At 68.3% G+C, this 205-nt stretch carries 1 pseudogene; it reads right to left on the bottom strand.

The window, feature by feature from the left end:
• Positions 1–205: pseudogene (locus IG74_RS54120) on the bottom strand (IS5/IS1182 family transposase); the annotation flags it as partial.

Here is a 205-nt window from a genome sequence, read left to right as displayed (position 1 = left end):
GGAGACTGACGAGAGCCTGTTCGGGCTGGTCCGGGCGTGCTGGAGGATCCTCCCCTGCTTGATCCGGGAGATGGTGCGTTCGGCAGGGGCCCGGAGTGCCGCGTGAACCTTGTTCGGCTTCTTGTGCTTGTCGGCGAGCTCGGTGTCCGGGCGGCGCTTGATCGGGGTGATCACCGTGCCGCCGGCTGCCTGGCAGCCCTTGTCC

Source organism: Streptomyces sp. NRRL B-1347, assembly GCF_000720325.1.
Lineage (GTDB): Bacteria > Actinomycetota > Actinomycetes > Streptomycetales > Streptomycetaceae > Streptomyces.
This window is presented reverse-complemented; position numbering and strand designations above follow the sequence as displayed.